13 protein-coding genes and 1 tRNA gene are annotated in these 17,835 nt (G+C 67.9%); 4 read left to right on the forward strand and 10 right to left on the reverse strand.

Going from position 1 to position 17,835, the window contains the following annotated elements; genetic code table 11:
- Window positions 1–23: 23 nt before the first annotated feature.
- Together AC07O0_RS02640 and AC07O0_RS02645 are read right to left on the reverse strand one after the other, a co-directional pair.
- A complete protein-coding gene (locus AC07O0_RS02640) occupies window positions 24–686 on the reverse strand; it encodes a glutathione S-transferase family protein (protein WP_494619788.1) in 663 nt (220 codons plus the stop codon).
- A 172-nt stretch (window positions 687–858) separates the two neighbouring features.
- A complete protein-coding gene (locus AC07O0_RS02645) occupies window positions 859–2,016 on the reverse strand; it encodes an acyl-CoA dehydrogenase family protein (RefSeq protein WP_494619790.1) in 1,158 nt (385 codons plus the stop codon).
- A 332-nt stretch (window positions 2,017–2,348) separates the two neighbouring features.
- On the opposite strand from AC07O0_RS02645, the gene mgtE reads away from it, so the two are divergent.
- Window positions 2,349–3,731 carry a magnesium transporter gene (gene mgtE, locus AC07O0_RS02650; RefSeq protein ID WP_494619791.1) on the forward strand — a complete coding sequence of 461 codons (1,383 nt, stop codon included), beginning with the start codon at window positions 2,349–2,351 and terminating at the stop codon, window positions 3,729–3,731.
- Between the two features lie 30 nt (window positions 3,732–3,761).
- On the opposite strand, the gene AC07O0_RS02655 is transcribed toward mgtE, so the two are convergent.
- Both AC07O0_RS02655 and AC07O0_RS02660 read right to left on the reverse strand, forming a co-directional pair.
- Complete coding sequence (locus AC07O0_RS02655) at window positions 3,762–5,474, reverse strand: GGDEF domain-containing protein (RefSeq protein ID WP_494619793.1); 1,713 nt, start codon at window positions 5,472–5,474, stop codon at window positions 3,762–3,764.
- A 184-nt stretch (window positions 5,475–5,658) separates the two neighbouring features.
- Window positions 5,659–8,652: an ATP-binding protein gene (locus tag AC07O0_RS02660; RefSeq protein WP_494619795.1), complete on the reverse strand. Its 2,994-nt coding sequence runs from the start codon at window positions 8,650–8,652 to the stop codon at window positions 5,659–5,661.
- 257 nt (window positions 8,653–8,909) lie between these two features.
- Here AC07O0_RS02660 and AC07O0_RS02665 point away from each other — a divergent pair, with 257 nt between their 5' ends.
- The 3 genes from AC07O0_RS02665 (at window position 8,910) to AC07O0_RS02675 (ending at window position 10,528) form a co-directional block, all read left to right on the forward strand.
- Window positions 8,910–9,305 carry a phasin gene (locus tag AC07O0_RS02665; protein ID WP_454026338.1) on the forward strand — a complete coding sequence of 132 codons (396 nt, stop codon included), beginning with the start codon at window positions 8,910–8,912 and terminating at the stop codon, window positions 9,303–9,305.
- Between the two features lie 158 nt (window positions 9,306–9,463).
- Entirely contained in the window at window positions 9,464–10,324 is an 861-nt protein-coding gene (locus AC07O0_RS02670) for a hypothetical protein (protein ID WP_494619797.1), read from the forward strand.
- 127 nt (window positions 10,325–10,451) lie between these two features.
- Window positions 10,452–10,528 (forward strand) — tRNA-His (locus tag AC07O0_RS02675).
- A gap of 91 nt (window positions 10,529–10,619) precedes the next feature.
- On the opposite strand, the gene AC07O0_RS02680 is transcribed toward AC07O0_RS02675, so the two are convergent.
- The 6 genes from AC07O0_RS02680 to AC07O0_RS02705 all read right to left on the reverse strand — a co-directional run bounded on the left by AC07O0_RS02680 (window position 10,620) and on the right by AC07O0_RS02705 (window position 17,807).
- Window positions 10,620–11,798 carry a mandelate racemase/muconate lactonizing enzyme family protein gene (locus AC07O0_RS02680; RefSeq protein ID WP_494619798.1) on the reverse strand — a complete coding sequence of 393 codons (1,179 nt, stop codon included), beginning with the start codon at window positions 11,796–11,798 and terminating at the stop codon, window positions 10,620–10,622.
- A gap of 11 nt (window positions 11,799–11,809) precedes the next feature.
- Window positions 11,810–13,297 carry a M81 family metallopeptidase gene (locus AC07O0_RS02685; RefSeq protein ID WP_494619799.1) on the reverse strand — a complete coding sequence of 496 codons (1,488 nt, stop codon included), beginning with the start codon at window positions 13,295–13,297 and terminating at the stop codon, window positions 11,810–11,812.
- Window positions 13,298–13,313: 16 nt separating this feature from the next.
- Window positions 13,314–14,165 (reverse strand): ABC transporter permease, encoded by an 852-nt coding sequence (locus AC07O0_RS02690; protein WP_494619801.1) that lies wholly within the window; start codon window positions 14,163–14,165, stop codon window positions 13,314–13,316.
- The gene (locus AC07O0_RS02695; RefSeq protein WP_494619802.1) at window positions 14,162–15,106 is read right to left on the reverse strand and encodes an ABC transporter permease; all 945 of its coding nucleotides are present in this window, start codon (window positions 15,104–15,106) and stop codon (window positions 14,162–14,164) included. Before AC07O0_RS02695 ends, AC07O0_RS02690 begins: the two co-directional genes overlap by 4 nt.
- An 89-nt stretch (window positions 15,107–15,195) precedes the next feature.
- Entirely contained in the window at window positions 15,196–16,734 is a 1,539-nt protein-coding gene (locus AC07O0_RS02700; RefSeq protein WP_494619804.1) for an ABC transporter substrate-binding protein, read from the reverse strand.
- Between the two features lie 41 nt (window positions 16,735–16,775).
- Window positions 16,776–17,807 carry a succinylglutamate desuccinylase/aspartoacylase family protein gene (locus AC07O0_RS02705; protein WP_494619805.1) on the reverse strand — a complete coding sequence of 344 codons (1,032 nt, stop codon included), beginning with the start codon at window positions 17,805–17,807 and terminating at the stop codon, window positions 16,776–16,778.
- Window positions 17,808–17,835 lie beyond the last annotated feature (28 nt).

The following is a 17,835-nucleotide window of genomic DNA, read 5'->3' on the forward strand; positions in this document are numbered from 1 at the left end:
CACCCGATTTCCGCGAATGGGCTTCAGGCCGGCTCGGATTCGCGCGCCGCCCACATCGCCTTGAAGCCCTGGCGCTGGTGCAGCTTGTCGAGCCAGGCCTTGACGTTCGGCGCGGCGTTGAAGAGCTGCGTCGCCGGCTTGGCGTAGCGGATGACCTCGGCGGTGTTGATGTCGGCGACCGTGAAGCGCCCGCCCATGACATAGCCGCCGCCCTCGGCCAGCGCCTTGTCAAGCACGGCGAACGGGGCCGCCAGTGCCTCGAGCGCCTTGCTGACGATGGCGGGGTCGCGCTTCTCCGGCGGATAGGCGGCGAGATGGTAGGTCAGGTTGAGCGCGTTGGTCTCGCACTCGGTCGCGGCCCAGAGCGCCCACATCGCGGCGAGCCCTTCCTCCTGGACGTCCTTCGGCGCGACCGGCCCGCCATGCTTGCGGGCGAGATAGAGGTTGATCGCCAGCGACTCGTGCATGACGAACCCATCATCGTCGATCGAAGGAACATGGCCGTTCGGGTTGACCGCCATGAACTCGGCGCTGCGCGTGTGGATCGGCGCGCCCGGGGCATTGGGATCGGGCAGGCGATAGACCTGGATCACCGGCACATGCTTGAAGGTGATGCCGAGCTCGTTGGCGAGCCAGACATTGCGGGTCGCGCGCGAGCGATAGCAGCCATAGATGGTCAGGGACATCAGCGGGATTCCGGCGAACGGGAAGGGGCTCCGAATCCGGCGGATGCGGAGAAGGAAATTCTATAGCATCGGACCGAAAAGTGGAATCCACTTTTCGGATAAATCCGATGCGATAACAATGTGCTAGATCATCGTGACCGCGTCTGTTCAGACGCGCGATGATCTAGGAAGCTCAGCCGAGTTGACGCAAGGTCTCGCGCGCGATGATCAGGCGCTGAATCTCGGAGGTGCCTTCGTAGATCCGGGTGATGCGGGCATCACGCGCATAGCGCTCGACCGGGAAGTCGCGGCAATAGCCGGCGCCGCCATGGATCTGGATCGCCGTGTCGGTGCAGCGATGCGCCGCTTCCGAGGCGAAGAGCTTTGCCATCGAGGCTTCCTTGGCGAAGGGCTCGCCGCGATCCTTCTTCGCTGCCGCGTCGAGGATCAGCAGGCGCGCCGCGTGCAGGTCGAGCTCGCGGTCGGCGATCATCCACTGCAGGCCCTGGAACTCGGAGATCGCCTGGCCGAACTGCTTGCGCTCGCGGGCATAGGATTTGGCCGCGTCCATCGCGGCGCGGGCGATGCCGAGCGAGACTGCGGCGACGCCGATGCGCCCGCCGGCGAGTTCGCCGACCGCGACGCGAAAGCCGTCATTCTCCTTGCCCATCAGATTGGCGGCAGGGATGCGCGCCCCGTCGAAATGGATCGTGTTCGTCGCCGAGCCGGTCTGGCCCATCTTCTTTTCGGCCTTGCCGATGCTGACCCCGGGTGTATCGGCCGGCACCAGGAAGACCGAGATGCCCTTGCCCTTCGGCGCATCTGGGTTGGTCACGCCCCAGACCACGAAGAGCCCGGCATATTCGCCGGAGGTGATGAAGATCTTCTGGCCGTCGAGAATGTAAGCATCGCCGTCGCGCCGGGCGCGCAGCTTCATGCCTGCCGGGTCGGAGCCCGCTCCGGCCTCGGTCAGGCAGAAGGCGCCGGCCGGATAGGTGCCGTCAGCCAGTTTCGGCAGATAGGTCTCTTTCTGATCTTCGTTGCCGACGGCCTGGATCACTTCGCCGACCATGTTGGTCACCGAGGTCGTGACCGCCGTCGAGGCGCAGGCGGCGGCGAGTTCTTCCAGCGTCAGGGCGAAGGCGACGGTGCCGGCTTCGGTTCCGCCGAACAGTCCCTTGACGTTGAGCGCCATGAAGCCGTTCTCGGCCAGCAGCTTCAGGTTGGCGAGGAACTCCGGCCGGCCTTCGCCGCGGTCGAGCCGCTCCGCCAGCGGCGCCAGCCGCTCGGTGGCGAGCTTGCGCGCGCTTTCGCGGATGAGCTCTTCCTCCTCGGTCAGGGCAAAATCCATGGCGGCTGGCTCACTCGTCGGGACAGATGCCGAAACTCTAGAGCCTGTGCTGCCGGCCGCCAATGCGCGGCTTCGCCCGCCGCGTCGTGCACAAGGAAGCCGCGATGCTCGAAGGGGTTGACGAATGCGGTGCGGGGGCGCATGTGCGCCCTCGTTCGCCGATCCGCGCTGCGGCCCGGCCGGCGACTCCACAGGAACCCACGATCCCCATGCCAAGCGACAGTCCCAGTCGACAGTCCTTGCCGTCCTCGGCTCGCCCGGGCGCCTGATCCTTAACCGGCAGGCTCGCCCTGGTTTGGCCGCTCGACGGCCAACCCAGAAGGAAGCGAGCCATGAACGCCGCTGTCACCGAAATCCTGCCTGCCGTCGAGCTCCCGGCCGGGGCTCTTGCCGCAACGCTGGCGCGTACGCACGTCGCCGACATCGTCGAGCGGCTCAACGAGCATGAGCCTGCTTATGCCGCGGACATCCTGCTGAACCTGCCCAAGGGGCGGGCGATCGATGTCCTCGACCAGCCCGAGCTGCATGAGCCCGGGGCCATCCTGAAGGCGCTGCCGCTCGATCGCGCCGTCGGCTTCATCCAGGGGATGTCGTCCGACCGGATCGCCGACATCTTCCGCAATGACCTCTCCGAGCCGGAGCGGCATCGCTTCGTCGCGCGGCTCGACCGCGAGACCAAGGCCGCGCTCGCCTCGCTGCTCGCCTATCCCGAGCACAGCGCCGGCGCGATCATGACCACCGAGTTCGTCAGCGTCCCGGCCGACTGGAGCGTGGCGCAGACGCTCGAGCATGTGCGCACCGTCGAGCGCACCCGCGAGACCGTCTATGCGATCTACGTGCTCGACCCGTCGACGCAGACCCTGCAGCAGGCCGTGGCGCTGCGCCGGCTGATCTCGGGTGATCCCGAGGCGCTCGTCGGCTCGGCGGCCGGCCGGCGCGAGCCGATCAGCGTTTCGCCCACGACCGATCGCGAGGACGTGGCGCGGCTGATCGCCAAGTACAATCTGCTCGCCGTGCCGGTGGTCGATGAAGGCCGGCATATCCTTGGCATCGTCACCGTCGACGACGTCATCGACGCGATGGTCGACGAGACCACCGAGGACGTCCACAAGCTCGGCGGCATGGAGGCGCTCGGCGAGCCCTATAACCAGATCGGCTTCCTCACCATGATCCGCAAGCGCGCCGGCTGGCTCAGCGTGCTGCTGATCGGCGAGATGCTGACCGCGTCCGTGCTGCAGCATTATGAGGGGGCGCTCGAGAAGGCGATCGTGCTTACCCTGTTCATCCCGCTGATCATGAGCTCGGGCGGCAATTCCGGCTCGCAGGCGACCTCGCTGATCATCCGCGCGCTCGCCTTGCGCGAGCTGGCGGTCCGCGACTGGTGGCGGGTGGCGTTGCGCGAGCTGCCGACCGGGCTGACGCTCGGCGCCATTCTCGGTGCGATCGGGGTTGTCCGTGTCGTGGCCTGGCAGAAGCTCGGCTTCTACGACTACGGCGAGCACTGGCTGCTTGTGGCTGCGACGGTCGGCGCGGCGCTGCTCGGCATCGTCACCTTCGGCTCGCTGACCGGCTCGATGCTGCCCTTCATCATGACGCGCCTCGGTTTCGACCCGGCCAGCGCCTCGGCACCCTTCGTCGCGACGCTGGTCGACGTCTCTGGTCTGGCGATCTACTTCAGCATCGCCCTGCTGATCCTGAGCGGCACGCTGCTATAGCGCGCCGCTGTCGGGGCATCCGCGCATCATTCAGGCGGCCGTCCGCGCGACCACCCGGTTGCGACCGGCCGCCTTGGCCTCGTAGAGCGCCTGGTCGGCGGCCTCGACCAGGTCTGACCAGCTGCCTGCGGCCGAGGCCATCGCAGCGACGCCGAAGCTCGCGGTCACCGACAGGGTTGCCCCCGTATCGAGCGTGAAGGGCGAGGCGAGGAACGTGCTGCGCAGGCGCTCCGCGATCTGGCTTGGCGGCAGCCCTGGATCCGGCAGCAGGATCGCGAACTCTTCGCCGCCGAAACGGGCGATGATGTCCGCCGGCCGCAAGGCGGCCTGCAGTCGGCGCGCCGTTTCCTTCAGCACCTCGTCGCCGGCGACGTGGCCGTAGCGATCGTTGATGCTCTTGAAATGGTCGATGTCGAGCAGGATCAACGGCAAGGACTGCTGCGGCGGGAGTGCAGCCAGCATGCTCGCGGCGCGTTGTTCCAGGGCGCCGCGGTTGAGGATGCCCGTCAGCCCGTCGGTTTCCGCCAGTTGCCGCAATTGGGCGGTCAGCTTCAGCTTTTCCCGGTCGAGGGCGTCGCGTTCGATCAGCTTGACCCGCAATGTGTCGAGGGCCTTGAAGAGGCTGCGGATTTCTCCTCGTGCCCGCGGAGCGTCATAGGATTGCCCGGTTTTGCCGGCGGCGAGCGCCATGATCGCGTCGCGCGCCGAGAGCAATGGGCGGAACAGCAATGTCTGGCTGGCGACCACGAGAGCGAGCTCGAGGAGCAGGGCGACCAGAGTGACCGCGCTGATGATGATCAGGAGCCGCCGGGCCTGCGCGCCATCGGCCTTCACCTTCGCCATGGCGGCATCGAGATACATGTCGCGCAGCCGCTCCATCGAGGCGAAGGTCGGCACGATCTGGTTGGTGAAGGTGATCGTGTCGAAGGCGTAGCGGCCATCCTGGCCGGTGGCGAGCAGCTCGCGATAGATCGCCATGCCCTTGCCGAAGAAGTCCTCGGCGACTGCCCGGCACATCGCCTGGATCTGCGGATCGGAGCCGGTGGCGATCTGCTGTTCGACCAGCTGCCAGAAGCCGAGCACCCGGCCATAGGCGATATCGTGCGCCGTGCGCTGCTCGGGGCTGATCGGCGTGCGTGCTGCGATCGAGGCGACGAAATTGGAGCCCATGCGCCCGACCTGCTCGCGGACGTCGCTCAGCATCCGGGCGACCAGCGCGGTTCCGATCAGATGAGCTGATTCCGTGGCGTTGAAGTCGCCGATTGCAGCGTCCACCAACGATTGCGCGGTGTCGACGGCCGCGAACATGGCCAGGACGACGTTGTGGAACTCCTGCGGGCTGCGGGTTCGCAAGGGCTGACGGTCGAGGGTGTCGGCCAGCTGCCGGGCATGCGCGAGCGATCGGCGCGCCTGCGCCAGCGGCTGCGAGAACCCGGCGATCGGGGCTAACCGGTCCAAGGCCGTGTCGGTGTTCGCCCGGAAGGTAATCAGCCGCTTGCGCGACGGACTGTCGGCGCTCGGCTCCTCGCCGAGCACGCTGTTGACCGGGCCACGTTCCGCCGAGAGCCGGTTCACGGCGCGCATGACCAGCTGGAAGCGTTCGAGCCGCGCCTCGCTGAGCCGGGTCGCCTGCAATTCGCGATAATAGGTCGAGATCAGGATCGCGCCGAGAACCACGGAGCAGCCGAGGATCACCGCGAGAGCCGCCCAGAACCGGTAGCTGAGGCTGTGATGCTTCGACATCGGGTAACCGCACGAGTTCGATGCTCGCTGGTTGCCTGGGAATGCGCCGGCGCCGCAGAGCCGTGCGGACAGCGGCCGCATCTCCCGGACATCTGCCCACGGCATCCTGGGAAGATGTGCGGTGTTTTTCCTTAAGATTCCGCTTCTGTCGGCTTCGAGCGGCGTGCTCAGCCGCCCTGCGCCGTCAGCTCGCCAGCACCCGCTGCGGCGGGAAGGTGACCTCGACCAGCGTGCCTTCCTTCTTGACGCTGGTGATGGTCAGCGCCGCCCGGTTTGCCTCGACCAGCGCCTTGGTGAGCGGCAGGCCGAGGCCGGTGCCGCCGGATCTGCGGGTCGTCGGCACCTGCCGGAACGGCTCCAGCGCCAGCTTGATCTCGTCATCGTCCATGCCGATGCCGGTGTCGCGTACCCGCAGGATCGCCTCGCCCTGGTCGCCGAGTGCGGTCGAGACGATCACCTGCCCGCCGGCATCGGTGAACTTCACCGCGTTCGAGAGCAGGTTGATCACGATCTGGCGTAGCGAGCGCTCGTCGGCGACGACCGGCGGCAGCTTCGGCGCGAGGCCGGAGCGCAGCACGACGCGGCCGCGCTGCGCTTCCGGCTGCAGCAGGTTGACCGCCGAGAGCGCGATCTCGTTCAGGTTGACGCTGCCGAAGTCGAGATCGAGCTTGCCGGCCTCGATCTTGGCGAGGTCGAGCAGGTCGTTGACCAGGCTGATGACATAGCCGCCCGACAGGTGGATGTCGCGCAGATACTCCTTGTAGCGCTCATTCTCGATCGGGCCGAAGCGCTCCTCGGCCATTACCTCGGCGAAGCCGATGATGGCGTTGAGCGGCGTCCGGATCTCATGACTGATCTTGGCGAGCACGTCGGATTTCTGCGCGCTCGCCTTCTCGGCCGCCTTGCGCGCCTCGACCAGTTCGCCCTCGGTCTTCTTCCAGGCGGTGATGTCGCGCAGCACCGCGCAGAACTTGCTGTCCGGTCCCTCGGCGATACGGCCCATGGTCATGAATAGCGGGATGCGCCCGCCCTGGCGCACGCGCCCGATGACCTCGCGGCCATCATTCATCAGCGAGGCGACGCCGCCGCCGATCAGCCCGTCGAGGTAGTCGAGCGCCGGCGAATGGCTCTCCGGCGCGAACAGCAGGGTGAAGAGCTCGCCGGCGACCTCGCGCTGGTCGTAGCCGAACAGTGCCTCGGCGCTCTTGTTGAGCGCGAGGATCCGCCCGCGCCCGTCAACGGTGACGACGCCGTCGGTCGCGGTGTCGAGCATGGCCGCGAGCTCGGAGACGCGGGCTTCGTTCGCCTGCCCCTCCATCCTGAGCAGCTCGACGCGGGCGGACGCCTCTTCTTCTTCCGCCTCGAACTCGGCCGCGAGCTCCTGCTCCTCCGCCTCCTCGGGCGTCAGCATCTTGAGGTCGCCGCCCGGCACGCTGTTGCGGAAGGCCATCAGGGTCGCGGGCTCGCCCTGCCAGCTCACGCTGGAGAGCCGGCCGTCGACGCTGATCAGCCCGCCCTTGCGGTCGACCAGGATCATCGCCCCGCCGGCGCTGCGGCTCGCGCCCTTGATCAGCTTGCTGACGCCGCCAGCCGCGGTGAGATCGTCGAGATCGGCATAGTCGAGCAGATCGAGCAGGGTGCGGTTGGCGTAGAGCGCCGCCTCGTCGCGATTGACCAGTACCGCGATCGGCAGCCGGTCGAGAATCTCGGCATGGGCGTTGGCGACGCGCGGCCGCGCTTCGACTGTCGCGGCTGCCGGCGAGGGCGCTGTCGCTGGAGACGGAGCGGACGCATTCTCCGTCGCCGTCGCTTCCTTGTCGCGGACGCGCAGCGGTGCGGCGACCGGCAAGCGCGGTTCGCCGGGCTCGTTCTCCTCCCCGGCGATGCGGGCGCCGAGTGCCTTGGCGATCTCGCGGAAGGCACTGCGCTCGGCCGAGGAGAGCAGGGTCTTGGACGGTTCGAGCACCGGGCGGACGGAGGCGAGATGGCCGTTGCGCAGCGGCACGACATTGGCGTGCGGAACCGCAGGGGCCGGCTGCGGCGGCTCGCTGGCCTCCGGGGTATCGCCGCTGTCGTCAACCTGCTCTGCCGGGGTATCGTCGGCCGAAGCTCCGAGCTCGGCTGCAATGTCCTGGGCTTCAAGCTGTGCAGGCGTCTCGGCCGAGCTCCCCGCTTCAGCGCTGTCGTCCGCGGAAACGGCTTCGGCAGGTTCAGCAGAGACAGAGTCGGATTCGTCGTCCGAAGCGCTCTCCGGCAGGGGCTGCTCGGTCGTGGCTGCTTCCGGCTCCGTGTCCGGGCCATCGGCCTGTGGAGCTATCGCGATGGCGTCCTCTTCCGGAACCTCCCGCTCCGGAAAAGCCTCGTTCGCAGGCGAACGGGCCAGGCCGAAACCGCGGAAGCCGGCGGGGTTGCGCTCCCCGTCGAACAGGGGAAAGCCCGAAAGCTCGACACGGGCGCCTTCGCCAGCGGAAACGCGCCAAAGCACGGTCCGGCCGCTCCAGGTCGAGGAGGTCGCGAGGCGTTCGGCCAGGTCACCTTCGAGGTCGACGACATCGCTCGCCAGCAAGGCGCGCCAGTCCCGGCCTTGCGTTGCGTTCGCGGCTTGCTGGCCGACCAGCCCGGCGAAGTCCTGCGACAGGCTGATCAGCGTGCCACTGAGGTCGCTTTCCCAGAGGAAGCGCAGATTGGCGCGGCGCGGCTGCCCGGGTGATTCGGTCGGTTCGTCCGCGTCGGCGGAGATCGTCGCGGGCGCGGCAGGGGAGGAGGGCGCTGCCGCTGCCGCCGGCGCTTCCTTCGGCACGGTGATGCCGAGGCGCCGGAGCTCGGAGGCCGTGACGCCGACGGCCAGCGCCGGGCCCGAACCGGTCTCGACGCGCTTGCAGCCGCAAGTCACCAGTCCGGTCAGGGACGCGCCGAGCCGCAATCGTTCGAGCCGTAGCGCAGTCAGCGAGGCGAGCCCGCTGGCGAGGAGGTGCAGGCGCTCGCGCGTCGCCGCCGGTAGCTTCGCCGCGCCGCCGAAGGCATCGAGCAACGCGCGGCCGCCGGCATTGGCGAAGGCCGGCGCATCGCCGCCGGCCGGCCAGAGCAGAAGCGCGCCGTCGCGAGCGAAGCCCGCAAAGGCGGGATCCTGCACCAACGCGCCGGCAATGCCGTCCCAGTCCCGTCCGGATTCGCTCATACCGCTCCGCTCAACCTGCTGGCGACTCCAGCCCGCGCGAATATGCCTAACAAATCTTTAATAACCGCGCGAGCAGGGTGAATCCATGCGGGAACCCTGCCTCTCCCCTGACGTTTCGAAACAGCGTTAATATGCCTTCGGCCGCCTGGTCCGGGGCGGCGTTGTCATTGCACTGCAATAATGATATTGCAGTGCACAATAGCGGCGTGACGTCGGAGACGGCGAGAACGCCTGGCCCGGTCGCAGGAGGACCCACGATGGACGGCAAGCTTCCCTACGAAGTTCCCACCGAGATGCGCGAGTTCGCCGAGAAGAGCGTCGACCAGGCTCGCAAGGCCTTCGACGGTTTCATCGGTGCTGCCCAGAAGGCCGTCGACAGCGCCCATGGCTCGGCCGAGTCGGCCCGCGTCAACGTCCAGGACATGACCAAGAAGGCGATGTCCTACGCCGAGAACAACATCGCGGCCGCTTTCGACCTCGCCGACAAGCTGGTCAAGTCCAAGGACATGAACGAGGTGCTCCAGCACCAGTCCGAGTTCCTGAAGGCGCAAGTTGCCGCGCTGCAGGAGCAGCTCAAGGAAGTCGGCGCGACGGTGCAGGATGTCGCCAAGAAGACCGCCGAGACCGCCGCCAAGGCGACCAAGCTGAAGTGAAGCCGGCGCGCCGCGGGCGCGGAGCGGGCTTTCACGACGTGGCGGCCGGGCCCAGATGCATGACCCCAGGCGGTGAAGCCGCCTCTCGGGGCCATGCCCAGGCCCGGTTTCGTCGATAGCGCAGGTTGGCCCTGCCGCAACCGTGAAGGAGAGATCCGATGGCTAAGCAGACTACCCCCGGCAAGGCGCCGGTCAGCCTCGCGCCGGTCAAGGCGCTGAGCGAGCCGAAGCCGGTCGCGCCGGCAGCTCCGGCCAAGGCCCCCGAGGTCAAGCCGGTTGTCGACGCGAAGCCCGCCGCCGCCCCGGTCGTGGCTGCGCCTGCGCCCAAGGTCGAGGCCAAGCCCGAGCCTGCCTCCCAGCCTGTCGTGAAGGCCGTGCCGGCCGCTGTTGCCGTCGCGAAGCCCACTGCGAAGCTTGCGCCGGAGCCTGCCAAGCGCGTCGCCCCGCAGAAGACGAAGGTCGCGAAGTCGGCCGCCAAGGTCGCCGCGCCTGCTGCGAAGTCTGAAACCAAGGTTGCGGCTGCGAAGCCGGCTCCCGCCACATCGCCTGCACCGGTCAAGGCCGTCGCCGAGCCGGTCAAGGCGCAGCCGGCTCTCGCCAAGGTCGAGCCGGTTGCAGCTAAGCCGGCGGTTCCCGTTGCGGCAACGCCCGCTCCCGCTCCGGTCAAGGTCGTCGAGGCCGCCAAGCCGGCGGCTGCCCCAGCCGCTATCGTGCCTGCTGCCGCTACGCCCGTCGAAACACCGAAGCCGGCTGCCGCCGTCGCTGTCTCTGCGGCCGCCTGGCTCGAGCCGACATTGGCGCTGACGCGTGCTTTCGGCGCGGTTCAGGCCAAGGTGCTCGACCACGCCTGCGCCGAGCTGAAGGCGACCCTGGTCGAGGTCGAGACTCTGGCGCGGACGCAGAGCGCCGCCGACGCGGTCGCGCTCCAGGCCAAGGCCTTCCGCCGCAGCTACGAATCCTTCGCGGCCCATCTCGGCGATCTCGCCGCCACGGCCCGCCAGGAGCTGCCGCGCCGCTGATTTCAAAGCCGGCGCGGTTTTCCGCGCGCCGGCATGCATTTCACCGTTGCATTCGGCGAGGCGTGGCACTAGGTTCCGCGCCGTCGCCGGACCGCTTCCGAGCGCCGCGACACAAGGCGCAAGCCGTGCAGCCATAGCTCAGTTGGTTAGAGCGCTAGATTGTGGATCTAGAGGTCCCCCGTTCAAGCCGGGGTGGCTGTACCACCTTTCCCCCTGAAATTCAGCCTTATGCGGGCGGTGCTGCGTCATCCGCTTCGCCGAGCTCGCGCATGGCACAGGCTCGCGGCGTTTCTCTTCAAAGCCTCGGCGTACTGTAGAGACGCTTGCCCTGGACCGAGATTTCGACGTCCTGAAGGTAGCTTTGCAGTGCGGTGGTCGCGACCTCGATGCCGAGGCCCGGCGCATCCGGAGCGGCGACCTGCCCCTGTGCATCGCGCTCCAGATGATTGGCGGAGATCGCCGTCGCGAGCGGCTTCGGCATCGCCGGATATTCGCAGATCTCGTGTTCGGCGAGCCCGGCATAGGGCTGCAGCGAGGCCGACAGCGCCAGGTGCGAGGTGAAGGTGTGGTTGACGAAGGTGACGCCCCTCGCCACCGCGTAATCGGCCACCGCCTTGGACGGGCCGATACCGCCGATCCGGCCGCAATCGATCTGGACATAGCCGATGCCGCCATAGTCGATCAGGTGCCGCGCCATCGATTCGTTGTGGGCGCCTTCGCCGCCGGCGAGGCGCACCTTGGCGCTGCGCCTGCCGAGCGCGCCATAGGCTTCGAGAGCGCTGGCGTGAAAGGGCTCCTCGAACCAGAGGACATCGGCCTTCTCCATCGCCGGCAGCCGGGCCGCCGCGCGCTCGACATCCTCGATGAAGATCTGGCCGGTATCGACCAGCAGAATCCCGTCCGCCCCCAGTCCCTCCCGCGCCGCGACGAAATGTTCGGCGTCGGCTTCGACGCTGCCGCGGCCGATCGGTCCCCAGCCGAACTTGGCAGCGCGGAAGTTCCGCCCCCTGGCATCGCGGGCGCGCTCCAGCGTCTCCTGCGGCGTGTCGCCGAACAGCACCGAGGCATAGGGCGTCTTGGCATGGCTCTGGCGATAACCGAGCAGGCGCCAGACCGGCTCGGAGCGCAGTTTGCCGAGGATGTCCCACAAGGCCATCTCGACGCCGGAGAAGGTATGCGGCGCCTGCAGCAGGTCCATCGAGTTGTAGGCGACCGCGGCGGCGATGCGGGCGATGTCTTCCGGTCCGTCCAGCCTCTGGCCGATGACGGAATCGGCGACGGGGCGGCAGACGCCGTGCGACATCGGGCAGATGAAGGCAGCGATGGAGGGCAGCGGCGCCGCCTCGCATTCGCCCCATCCGACCTGGCCGCCGGCGGCGACCCTGACCAGCAGCGCATCCTGGCTGCCATCGGCCTCGTCGGTGACGACGGGCATGGCGAGATAAAAGAAGTCGACGGCCTCGATCCTTGGCATAGGCATGGTCCTCACAGTTCGTAGATCGTCGCGCGCGGCGCGAAGCTGACGTCGTCGTCGAGCGGATAGACCGGACGGGCGCAGATGCGGTGGCCGAGACTCCGGAGGTTCGCCGAGGTCGCGCCGGGTGCATCGACGTTGAAATTGCGGGCGCACCATTGGTCGTACATGTGGAATTCGGTGTGCGGCGACTTCACCACGATCAGGTCGAAATCCTCGGGGTCGAGCCCGTTGGCGTAGTACATCGCCCGGTCGAACAGGCTGACCGAACGGCTCATCACCACGACGGTGACGTTGTCATAGGTCAGCACCGCTGTCGGGCCGGCCCGGAGCGGCGCCTTCATCGTCTCGAGCGAGGCCTCGCCGTCCGAGAGCAGCTTGACCGTCGCGGTCACCGGCATCGGCGGAAAGCGGGCCGGATCGATCGAGCCGCCGAGCGTCAGCGAGAGGCTCGCCCCGACACCAGCCGCATGCGCCGCAGCCGCAGCCGCCGCATCGACGATCTGGGCCAGCACGCGCTTGCCGTAGCCGGCCGCGCGCAGCCCGGCGAGGATCGCATTGCTGTCGCCAGAGGCACCCGAGGAGGTCGCGTCGGCCGCATCGGTGAAGATCACCGGCCCGTCTATGCTGCGCGCCTGTGCGATGGCGCGCTCCAGCGGCACGAGCTTGCCCTGCATGCGGAAGCGCAAGGGCCAGAACTCCTGCGCCAGTCTCGTTGCCTCGCGCTCGGCGATGGCGCGGTCACCATCCGTGAGGACCAGCACCTGCGAGCACAGTTCCGGCACGTCGGTGAAGGGGTTGCCGATCATGATGCCGGCTGCAAGCACGCTGCCCTCTTCCTCGAGCCGGCGACATTCGGCGAGCAGTTCGCCATAGCAGCCGGTCTTGGTGATTAGCTCGTCGCCGCGGACCAGCGCGGGGATGACGACACGGGCCGCGACCGGCTTCACCCCGCCTTCCATCAGCTTCAGCAGCAATTCGGCGGCGCGCCGCCCGGTATCGGCGAAGTCGACATGCGGATAGGTCCAGTAGAGCGCAAAGCCGTCGACCTGGCGCAGCATCCGGTCGGTCAGGATGCCGTGCAGGTCGAGCGAGATGACGATCGGCATCTCCGGCCCGACGCGCTCGCGCAGCTTCTCCAGCAGGTAACCTTCCGGATCGAGCTCGCCATCGGCGCCCATCGCGCCGTGCAGCGAGACATAGATCCCGTCGATGCCATCGAGCCCTGCGAAGATCGCCGTCAGAATCTCATCGGAGAGCTTCTTCCAGCCTTCGGCCGAGAGCAGCCCGGCACTGCCGGCGCGCGCGCAGATCGTCGGCACGATCTCGATGTCCGGCCGCGCCTCGAACACTGCGAGCGCGCCGCCGAGTTCCTGGTTCTTGCCGCGCTGCTCGTAGAGCCCCTCGCCATGGCGGATCAGGAAGTCGTCATATCCCGACGGTAGCGGGTTGAAGGACGAGATCTCCTGCTTGCAGTCGGCGATCAGGATGCGTTTCATCGCAGGCTCCGGCGGGTCAGAATTTCAGACGGGGGTCGAGCACGTCGCGCAGGCCATCGCCGAGCAGGTTGAGGCCGAGCACGCAGACGATGATGGCGAGGCCGGGGAACACCGTGATCCACGGCGCCTCGCGCATGAAGTCGCGGCCCTGGGCGATGATCGAGCCGAAGGAGGCGGCCGGCGGCGGCGGCCCGGCACCGACGAACGACAAGGCCGCCTCGGCCAGCACCGCGATGGCGAAGACATAGGTCAATCGCACGATCAGCGGCCCGGCCGCGTTGCGCAGCACATGCTTGAACAGGATCGTCATTTCGCCGGCGCCGATCGCGCGCGCCGCCGAGACATAGTCCAGCTCCCGCTCCAGCAGCACCGAGGCGCGCACGATCCGGGCGGTGTGCGGCGTCGTCGCGATGGCGAGCGCGATCACGACATTGGTCAGCGATGCGCCGAGCACGGCCGAGACGACCATGGCGAGCACGATCGAGGGGAAGGCCATCAGCGCGTCCATCACCCGCATGATCGGCTGGTCGAGGCGCGGGAAGAAGCCGGCGACCGCGCCGCTCAGCGTCCCGGCAATGCCGGCAAGGATCGCCGTCAGCGCTCCGATGGCGAGCGAGATGCGCGCCCCGATCATCACGCGCGAGAGGATGTCGCGGCCAAAATGGTCGGTGCCGAACCAGTGGGCGGCGTCCGGCGCGACCAGCCGCGCACGGATATTGCTGCGCAGCGGATCGAAGGGCGTGAGCAGGTCGGCGGCGAGCGCGACCAGCACCATGGCGAGCACCAGCACGCCCCCGATCATAAAGGAGCGATGGCGCAGCAGGCGCCGCAGGGCAGCGCGGCCGACGAGCGGTTCAGCCGCGCTCATGCCAGTCTCACCCGCGGATCGACGACGGCATAGAGGATATCGACCACGAGGTTGATCGAGAGATAGACGACGGCGAGGAACAGGAGCCCACCCTGCAGCACCGGAAAATCGCGCGCGGCGATGGCGCCGACGATCAGCCGGCCGATCCCCGGGATCGAGAAGACCTGCTCGACGATGACGGCCCCGCCGAGCAGTGCACCGGAGACGATGCCGATCACCGTGAGGATCGGGATCAGGGCGTTGGGCAAGGCATGGCCGAGCACGACGCGCAGCTTGGCCAGGCCCTTGGCATCGGCGGTCCGGACATAGTCCTGGCCGAGCGTATCGAGCATCGAGGCGCGCGCCATCCGGGCGATGAAGCCGACCTGGACCAGCCCCAGCGTCAGCGCCGGCAGGATCATGCAACGCAGCCACTCGCCCGGCGATTGCGTGAAGGACGTGAAGCCGCCGCTCGGCAACCAGCCGAGCGAGACCGCGAAGACGAGCACCATCACCAGGCCGAGCCAGAAATCCGGAACCGACAGGCCGAGCAGCGCCGCGGTCATCACCGCCTGGTCGGGCCAGCGATTATGGTTGACCGCCGCGACGAGGCCGGCGGTGACGCCGACCACGACCGCGAAGGCGAGCGCCAGTGCCGCCAGCGCCAGCGTCACCGGCAGGCGCTCGATCAGCGCGGCGCTGACCGAACGGTTGAGCAGGATCGACTGGCCGAGATCGCCGCTCAGGATCCGCCCGTACCAGCCCAGCATCTGCTGCGGCAGCGACAGATCGAGCCCGAGCGCGCTGCGCAGCGTGGCGATCTGCTCCGGCGTCGCCGAGGCGTCGAGAAAGGCCGCCGCCGGATCGCCTGGCACCAGCCAGATCAGCGCGAAGGACATCAGCGAAACCAGCGCGAGCACGAGGAAGGCGCCCGCGAGCCGGCGGATCAGGAAACTTCCCATGCCGCTCCTCAGGGATCGAAGTGGCGGCAGCCATCGCCACCGGCGCTGCCTGCGGGCTATCCCGCAAGCTTGGGTTCAGGCGCTCGTGCTCACGGCTCGAGCCAGACGCCCCACATCCGCGGGATGCGATAGGGCTTGAAGTTCTTGAGCTTGGCCGTCGAGGCCTGGAAGACCCCGTAATTGCCGGCCTTCATTGCGACGGCCGCGTCGTACATGTGCTTCTGGAAGGCGTCGTAGAGCGCCTTGCGCTTGCCCTCGTCCTGCTCGGCATTGAAGGCGGCGGCGATGCGGTCGATCTCCGGGTCCTTGGCCTGCTGGGACAGGCCGTTCACCCAGGGCGCCATCACCGAGCCCGGTCCCTCATAGGGCTCGATGCCGAAGCCATGGGTCCAGAAGGTCCAGTTCGTCGGGGTGAAGCCGATCTTCGAGACGGTCGGCCAGTCGGAGACGGCGATGTCGACCTCGATGCCGATCTCCTTCAGCTTCTGCTGCACCACGGTAGCAGTGTCGACATTGGCGCGCAGGTTGTCGACGATGAAGGTGACCTTGCCGCCCTTGTAGGAAGACTTGCCGAGCAGCTCCTTGGCGAGCTTCAGGTCGGCCTTGTTGTACTTGTCGCTGCCGACCGCCGAGTGGAAGGCGGCGCCGGGATAGAGCCAGCTCGGGTCCATCTGGTAGATGTCGGCATAGGAGATCGCCATGATCTCCTCCATGTCGAGCGCCGCCTGCACCGCGAGGCGGAAGTTGACGTCGTTGGCCGGCGGCTGCGCCTGGTTGAACTTGATCACCTGCAGGCCGAACGGCATCACCTTGTGGATGGTGAAGCGCGTGTCGCTGGTCAGCCGCTTCGCCGTCGGCCCGTCGACGGTCTCGTTGAACTGGATCTGCCCGGCTTCGAGCGCGGCGGTGCGGGCGCCGCCCTCGGGCATGAAACGGAAGGTCACGGCGTCGAGGAAGGCTTCCTTCTTGCCGGCGAAGCCGTCGCGGCCGGTGCCCTTCGGATTGGGCGCATAGCCGTCATAGCGGATGAGCTTCACATGGCTGTCCGGCCTGTACTCGACGAACTTGTAGGGGCCGGTGCCGATGATCTCGATCTTGCCGGCCTCCTTGGCGGCCTCGCTCGCCGGATAAATCGCGATCGGTGCGCGCGGCGACGACAGGTTGTCGAGGAAGGTCGACTGCGCCTGCTTCAGCGTGACCGTGACCTCGTGCTCGCCGCTCGCCTTGACCGTGTCGATCGCGGCGACGAGCGCGGGCGAGGCGCCGATCTTGCGGTAGCGTTCGAGCGAGGCGACGACGTCGCCGGCATCGAGCTTCTTGCCGTTGTGGAAGGTCACATCCTTGCGGATCGGGAAGACATAGCTCTTGCCGTCCGGCGAGATCGTGACGCCTTCGGCCAGCTCCGGCACCGGCTTGGCGTTCTCGTCGCGCGCGTAGAGCGTCTCGAAGATGTGCAGGGTGACGTTGCGCGCGGCCTGCGCCGAGGTGATCTGGGCATCGAGCGAGGGCGGCGCCTGACTGATGCCGATCGCGACCTCGCCGCCCTTGCGTTGGGCCAGTGCGGCTTGAGCCCCTCCCAGGGCAAAAGCCGCGGCGATGGTTGCGGCCAGAAAGCTGTGCTTTGCCATGTTCTTCTCCCCTCCGGATTGATGGTCAGGCACGAAGTCGGTCAGGCGGCGGCGCGCAGCGCGTCGTAATCCTCCATCAGCACGGCCACGGCGTCGCCGCGCTGAACGCGGCCTGGCCCCGCCGACATCCACAGCACGCCGTCGCGGCGGTAGCGCACCTCCAGCGGGGCGCGGTCGATGTCCTCGACGAAGTGCAGGTAGCCGGCGAGATCTCCCGCCCGGCAGGCGTCGCCGACGACGTTGCGCGGCTCGAACAGCCCGCCGGCGGGCGCAAAGGAGTAGCCGGCTGAATCGCGCACCATCATGTGGCGCGTGCCGGGAGAACCGTCGCGCTGGCGCGTCTCCGGCGTGCCCTCCATCAGCCCGAAATGCTTGAGGATATTGGTCAGCGCCCGGTCGGCGATGCGCACGCCCTCGACATTGACGCGGCCCCAGCCGCCGAGCTCGGTACCGAGCGAGAGGATGCCGCGCCGCTCCACTGAGGAGGTCAGCGTGGCGCCTTCGTCGACGCCCCAGAACACGACATTGTAGGGCGCGCCGAAGGCGGCTGCCGCCGCCATGGTGCGCTCGCGCAAGTCGGGATCGGTGACATAGTGCATATTGGTTGAGAGTGCGGAATCGCCGGAATGGCCCGCCGTGTGCAGATCGACGGAGACGTCGACCAGCGGCAGCAGCACCGCATCGACGAAATGCGCCAGCATTTCCGAGAAGGTGCCCTTCGGATTACCGGGAAAGCAGCGGTTCATGTCGCGGTTGTCGACCGGCGAAAGCCGGGTGTCGTTCATCACCGCCGGGATGTTGAGCGCCGGGATCATGATGACGCGGCCCTGGATCGCAGCGGGGTCGAGGCTGCGGGCGAGCCGCGAGATCGCGATCGGGCCCTCGTACTCGTCGCCATGCACGCCGCCGGTGAACAGGATCGTCGGGCCAAGGCCGTTCTTCACGCTGATGATCGGGATCTCGACGACGCCCCAGCCGGAGGTGTTGCGGGAGAGCGGCGCGCGCAGATAACCGGCCTGACGGCCGCTCGCTTCGAAGTCGATCTCGCAGCGAACCCGGCTGGTGGATGTCATCGGCAAGCCCCTTCTTGCTCTCGTTATC

This window comes from Allobosea sp. GW821-FHT10B12, from assembly GCF_059415545.1.

What these genes read in the sequence shown, in the direction of transcription:
- AC07O0_RS02705 (WP_494619805.1), bottom strand. Translation starts at nt 17,807, where the DNA reads ATGACATCCACCAGCCGGGTTCGCTGCGAGATCGACTTCGAAGCGAGC.
- AC07O0_RS02690 (WP_494619801.1), bottom strand. Translation starts at nt 14,165, where the DNA reads ATGAGCGCGGCTGAACCGCTCGTCGGCCGCGCTGCCCTGCGGCGCCTG.
- AC07O0_RS02700 (WP_494619804.1), bottom strand. Translation starts at nt 16,734, where the DNA reads ATGGCAAAGCACAGCTTTCTGGCCGCAACCATCGCCGCGGCTTTTGCC.
- AC07O0_RS02655 (WP_494619793.1), bottom strand. Translation starts at nt 5,474, where the DNA reads ATGTCGAAGCATCACAGCCTCAGCTACCGGTTCTGGGCGGCTCTCGCG.
- AC07O0_RS02660 (WP_494619795.1), bottom strand. Translation starts at nt 8,652, where the DNA reads ATGAGCGAATCCGGACGGGACTGGGACGGCATTGCCGGCGCGTTGGTG.
- AC07O0_RS02645 (WP_494619790.1), bottom strand. Translation starts at nt 2,016, where the DNA reads ATGGATTTTGCCCTGACCGAGGAGGAAGAGCTCATCCGCGAAAGCGCG.
- mgtE (WP_494619791.1), top strand. Translation starts at nt 2,349, where the DNA reads ATGAACGCCGCTGTCACCGAAATCCTGCCTGCCGTCGAGCTCCCGGCC.
- AC07O0_RS02695 (WP_494619802.1), bottom strand. Translation starts at nt 15,106, where the DNA reads ATGGGAAGTTTCCTGATCCGCCGGCTCGCGGGCGCCTTCCTCGTGCTC.
- AC07O0_RS02640 (WP_494619788.1), bottom strand. Translation starts at nt 686, where the DNA reads ATGTCCCTGACCATCTATGGCTGCTATCGCTCGCGCGCGACCCGCAAT.
- AC07O0_RS02670 (WP_494619797.1), top strand. Translation starts at nt 9,464, where the DNA reads ATGGCTAAGCAGACTACCCCCGGCAAGGCGCCGGTCAGCCTCGCGCCG.
- AC07O0_RS02680 (WP_494619798.1), bottom strand. Translation starts at nt 11,798, where the DNA reads ATGCCAAGGATCGAGGCCGTCGACTTCTTTTATCTCGCCATGCCCGTC.
- AC07O0_RS02665 (WP_454026338.1), top strand. Translation starts at nt 8,910, where the DNA reads ATGGACGGCAAGCTTCCCTACGAAGTTCCCACCGAGATGCGCGAGTTC.
- AC07O0_RS02685 (WP_494619799.1), bottom strand. Translation starts at nt 13,297, where the DNA reads ATGAAACGCATCCTGATCGCCGACTGCAAGCAGGAGATCTCGTCCTTC.